Here is a 4,785-nt window from a genome sequence, read left to right on the forward strand (position 1 = left end):
CCCACCATTCCGGTGGGCGGCCGCCGTCGGCGTTTAAGCCCACACCCGACGTGCCGCCGCGGTTTCGGCGCACACCCGTGCTAAAAACAAGTGTGCCGAAAATCGTGGACGCCGCGCAGCGGCGGCAGGAGATCGTTGGCGCCGTGTGCAGGATCATCGCCACGGACGGCCTGGAACGTGCGTCCCTGCGGGAGGTGGCGGAGGAGGCCGGCCTCGCGGTGGGCTCCGTGCGGCACTACTTCGACAGCAGCGACGACCTGCTGACCTACTCGTTTGCGGCGGTGTCGGACCGCATCCTGACGCGCCTTCATGCAGCCCTTCCCGGGCTGGGCCCGGCAACCGATGGCCCGGACAAGAGCCAGGCGGTATTAACACTCCTGGGCGAATTCCTGCCCCTGGACGAAGAACGGGCCCTGGACGCCTGCGCCTGGCTGGCGTTCAGGAACGCGGCACGGATCCGGCCCTTCCTGGCCGCCGAAGCGGACAGGAGCCACCGGGCCGTGGCCGTCGTCGTCGGCCAGGTCATCACCGGACTGCTGCATGAGGACAATGCTGACGGGTCCGACGGCGGGCCCCACCTGGTCACTGCGGCCGAACACCTGCTGGCGACCGTGGACGGGCTGGCCATGCATGCCCTGCTGCAACCGGACTGGATGTCCCCGGAAATGTGCCGTGACGTGCTCGAATGCCACGTTGACGGGCTTCGCAGGCGGGTCGGTGCCAGCCATTAACCTCCCCGGGCTGGGGGAATAGACTGAAAGCCGGAGAGCGGGTTGCCGGCACAACGGGGTGGAAGACAAGATGCCAAGGAGGCATGCGCATGCAGCACACAGGCGGTCCAGGCTGGCGAATCACGATGGACACGTCGGGGCCCATGCTCATTGCCATCTATATACGGGACGTTGCCGGGCTCGACGGCGCAGGCTTTCCGGCGCTTTCGCATGCCGCACCAAAGGTCCGCCACGTGGACCATGCCCACCTCACCGCCGAGGTGGGCGGCATCAGCGCCCTGAAGACGGAGTGGGAAGCCTGGTGGCAGCAGCTTCTCAAGGCCCACCCGCAGATGTCCCCTGAGCTGTCACCCCCGGGATTCCGGTCCTTTGCCAACTCGCCGGCGCTGCGCAAGGTCCTGCAGGCGCACTTCGGGGCAGCCCTGACCTGGGCCAGGGAACGGCGCGCGGAGTATGCCGAACTGGAGGCCGAACGCGTGGCCGGGGGCTCCGCGCACCTGCTCGAGGACATCGTGGAGGACCGGCTCCTGGAGGTAGGCCGGGATTCCCGGGACTTTGCGCTGACCATCATTGAACTGCCGCTCGATGAGCAGCGGGCGTGGTACCTGGAGCCGGACAAGATCATCATGAGCCACGAGCTGCTGTCCCAGCCCGAAGTGTTCCGCAGCTACGTGCAGCCGGTTGTGGAGATCCTCGTCTAGCCAGCAAGCGTGATGGCCACCCGGCCGCCGGCGTCCGGCGCATCCTGCCACCCGTTGCGGGCCTTCCTGTCCCACCGCTTTCCGTCCACGTCCACGCGTTCCACGGAAAGTTCCTTGGCGTTTGCCACCGCCCAGTGGGCCACGGACCAGGCATAGCTGTCGCTGACGTCCACCTCGAGCGTCTGGCCCGTGGTCGTTGTGGGGATGCTGCCGTAGGAGGCTTCCAGCTGAGTGAGCAGGGCCGCGGGGTCGCCGGCGGCGTCCGGTGAGCGGAGCGTGCAGTTCAGGGCAGCCGGGGACTCGCCCGTCAGGGCGGAGGCGAAGGACCGTCCCATCGCCTCGTGATCGGCGTACGCAGCCGGGTAGGCCGAGCGCTGGACCCGCTGGGCGGCGTCGGTGATTTCGAGGGTGGCATAGCCGGGCACCTTCACGAGGGCATCGTAGAAGGCGTTCGTGGCATAGACCGGGTCCATGACCTGTTCCTGGGTGCCCCAGCCCTGGGACGGGCGCTGCTGGAAGAGGCCCCTGGAATCCGGACCGGCGAGGTCGCCGTGACCGATGTTCCGAAGCTTGGATTCCTGCATGGCGGTGGCCAGGGCAATACTGGCTGCCCGCGGCGGCAGCCCGCGGCGCACCGAGACAGCCGTGATGAGCGCCGCGTTCGCTGCCTGGTCGGTGGCGAGATCGGCCCGCTGCGAGCCGACGGCGGCGGTGCACTCCTCGGTGATCAGCTGCTCGGAGCGCTGCACCAACGAGACCGCGGTGTAGATGCCGCCAGCCACCAGAGCGAGGGAGAGGCCGGTGATGAGAGTCCTGCGCAGCCTGCGTCTGCGTGTCACGTGGTTACTCCAGCAATCTGCCGGCACGCCCGTGGCTGTGGCGTGCCGGCTATGTCCGCATGGTCAGTTGTCGAGCGGTCAGTCGGCCTGCACTCAGTTGGCGTGCAGGGCGTCGTTCAGTTCCACGGTCTGGCCCTGGCGGGGCAGCACTTCAACTTCACCGGTGGTGGAGTTGCGGCGGAACAGCAGGTTCGGCACGCCGGACAGCTCAATGGCCTTGACGATCTTGCTCGTGTCCTCGCCGTCGGCATCCTTGGGGCCGGCAACGCGGACGCGGGTGCCTGCTGTGACGTACAGCCCGGCCTCCACCACGGAGTCGTCCCCGATGCTGATGCCGACGCCGGAGTTGGCGCCCAGCAGGACGCGCTGGCCCAGGGATACCTTTTCCTTGCCGCCGCCGGAGAGGGTGCCCATGATGGAGGCGCCGCCGCCGACGTCGGTGCCGTCGCCGGCTACAACACCGGCGGAAATGCGGCCTTCAACCATGGAGGTTCCCAAGGTGCCGGCGTTGAAGTTCACGAAGCCCTCGTGCATGACGGTGGTGCCTTCGGCGAGGTGGGCGCCCAGGCGCACACGGTCGGCGTCGGCAATGCGGACGCCGGCCGGAATGACGTAGTCCACCATGCGCGGGAACTTGTCCACGCCGTAGACGGTGACAGCACCGCGCTTGCGCAGCTTGGCGCGGGTCAGTTCGAACCCGTCCACGGCGCACGGGCCGAAGTTGGTCCAGACGACGTTCGGGAGCTTGCCGAAGATGCCGTCCAGGTTGATGCTGTTGGGCTGGACCAGGCAGTGCGAGAGCAGGTGCAGGCGCAGGTAGGCGTCGGCGGTGTCGGCCGGGGCCTCGTCCAGGTTGATCTGGACGAACACTACCTTCTGCTCCGTGCCGCGGTCGGCGTCGGTGCCGGCGGCTGCGATTTCTGTGAGGGTTTCGTCGGCGTTTTCCACGGCGCGGAGGCTTTCGGCGGCCACACCGAGGGCGGGGGCGGGGAACCAGGCATCCAGCACAGTGGCTTCGCCGTTCCGCGTGGCGATGGTGGCTACGCCGAATCCATAGGCCGAACGGGATTCGTCGGACAGGGTCTGGGCAGCGGGCACGGCGGAAGAAGCGGTTTCAGTCATGCGCCAAGTCTATCGAGACGAGGTGCACGCACCGAAACCGGTCCGTGCGTACCTGAGTCGCATTTCAGGGCGTTCCCGGCGCTGGGAACGCCCTGAGCTGCCACCCAGTTGGGATGGGCAGCTGCGGGATACAGTGGGATGGTGATTGCCGAAACAGCCCCCATAACCCTTGACCTGCGCCAGGACGTGGCACTGCTGACCGCAGCGCTGATCGACATCAACAGCGTCTCCGGCAACGAACGCCAGCTGGCGGACGCCGTCGAGTCGGCACTCCGCCAGCTGCCCGGCCTCGAACTGGTACGCGACGGCGACTCCATCATTGCGCGGACCAACCTCGGCCGGAGCGAGCGGGTCATTCTGGCAGGCCACCTGGACACCGTGCCGCTGCCGGTCACGGACGACTCGCTGGGAACGGTGCCGTCCACCTGGCCGTCCGGCGTCCCCGGCGACGGCGTCCTGTATGGCCGCGGCGCCACGGACATGAAGGGCGGCGTTGCCGTCCAGCTGGCACTGGCGGCTTCAATGTTCGACGGCGGGGCGGAACCGGGCAAGGACGTCACGTTTGTGTTTTACGACCACGAGGAGGTGGAGGCCGTCAAGAGCGGGCTGGGCCGGCTGGTGCGGAACCACGGCGGACTCCTCGGCGGCGACTTTGCCATCCTCCTCGAACCGACCGACGGCACCGTGGAGGGTGGCTGCAACGGCACCATGCGTTTCCACGCCACCACCTCCGGCGAAGCCGCACACTCCGCCCGGGCCTGGATGGGCCGGAACGCGATCCACGCCGCCGCGCCCATCCTGGAACGGCTCGCGGCGTACAGCCCGCAGACCGTGACCGTCGACGGCCTGGATTACCGCGAAAGCCTGAACGCGGTCAAGATCCACGGCGGCACCGCCGGCAACGTCATCCCGGACCGGTGCGTCGTGGAGATCAACTACCGCTTCGCCCCGGACAAGACCCCGGACCAGGCCGAAGAGCACGTGCGCGCATTGCTGGACGGCTTCGACGTCGTCCGCACGGACAGCGCCGCCGGCGCGCGGCCGGGACTGAACCACCCCGCCGCCGCGTCCTTCGTGGCCGCAGTGGGAGGCGAGCCCAAACCCAAATACGGCTGGACCGACGTCGCGCGCTTCAGCGAACTGGGCATCCCGGCCGTGAACTTCGGGCCCGGTGATGCGCTGCTGGCCCACAAGGACAACGAGCACGTGGAGGCCGAAGCCATCCGCCTTTGCCTGCGGGCACTGCAGACGTGGCTGTCCTGACTACCAGACAAGTTCCATAACAGGGAAGGTCCGCAGCCGGAGGGCTGCGGAGCGACGTGTTTGTTGGAGTGCCCGGGGGGGGCCGCGTACGACATCAACGCCGTGGTGACACCCGCGGGGGGGGCCGGG

The 4,785-nt window shown here is 68.2% G+C and carries 5 protein-coding genes; 3 read left to right on the top strand and 2 right to left on the bottom strand.

From position 1 onward, the window contains the following. The first annotated feature begins 92 nt into the window (after positions 1-92). Positions 93-731: a TetR/AcrR family transcriptional regulator gene (locus tag ACFRAU_RS25285; protein WP_377998199.1), complete on the top strand. Its 639-nt coding sequence runs from the start codon at positions 93-95 to the stop codon at positions 729-731. A gap of 89 nt (positions 732-820) precedes the next feature. Continuing rightward, positions 821-1,432, top strand: coding sequence for a hypothetical protein (locus tag ACFRAU_RS25290; RefSeq protein ID WP_377998198.1), 612 nt, complete (start codon positions 821-823; stop codon positions 1,430-1,432). Here ACFRAU_RS25290 and ACFRAU_RS25295 read toward each other — a convergent pair. Then, positions 1,429-2,271 carry a hypothetical protein gene (locus tag ACFRAU_RS25295; RefSeq protein WP_378001921.1) on the bottom strand — a complete coding sequence of 281 codons (843 nt, stop codon included), beginning with the start codon at positions 2,269-2,271 and terminating at the stop codon, positions 1,429-1,431. The two genes, ACFRAU_RS25290 and ACFRAU_RS25295, sit on opposite strands and share 4 nt — an antisense overlap. 93 nt (positions 2,272-2,364) lie before the next feature. Beyond that, complete coding sequence (gene dapD / locus ACFRAU_RS25300; RefSeq protein WP_378001922.1) at positions 2,365-3,393, bottom strand: 2,3,4,5-tetrahydropyridine-2,6-dicarboxylate N-succinyltransferase; 1,029 nt, start codon at positions 3,391-3,393, stop codon at positions 2,365-2,367. A gap of 138 nt (positions 3,394-3,531) precedes the next feature. On the opposite strand from dapD, the gene dapE reads away from it, so the two are divergent. Then, complete coding sequence (gene dapE, locus ACFRAU_RS25305) at positions 3,532-4,656, top strand: succinyl-diaminopimelate desuccinylase (protein ID WP_377998195.1); 1,125 nt, start codon at positions 3,532-3,534, stop codon at positions 4,654-4,656. Positions 4,657-4,785: the final 129 nt, after the last annotated feature.

Source organism: Arthrobacter sp. NPDC056691, from assembly GCF_042791415.1.
Classification (GTDB): domain Bacteria; phylum Actinomycetota; class Actinomycetes; order Actinomycetales; family Micrococcaceae; genus Arthrobacter.

Bases quoted from the DNA above. Each gene is read 5' to 3' on its own strand.
- dapD (WP_378001922.1), bottom strand. From the start codon at position 3,393: ATGACTGAAACCGCTTCTTCCGCCGTGCCCGCTGCCCAGACCCTGTCC.
- ACFRAU_RS25290 (WP_377998198.1), top strand. From the start codon at position 821: ATGCAGCACACAGGCGGTCCAGGCTGGCGAATCACGATGGACACGTCG.
- dapE (WP_377998195.1), top strand. From the start codon at position 3,532: ATGGTGATTGCCGAAACAGCCCCCATAACCCTTGACCTGCGCCAGGAC.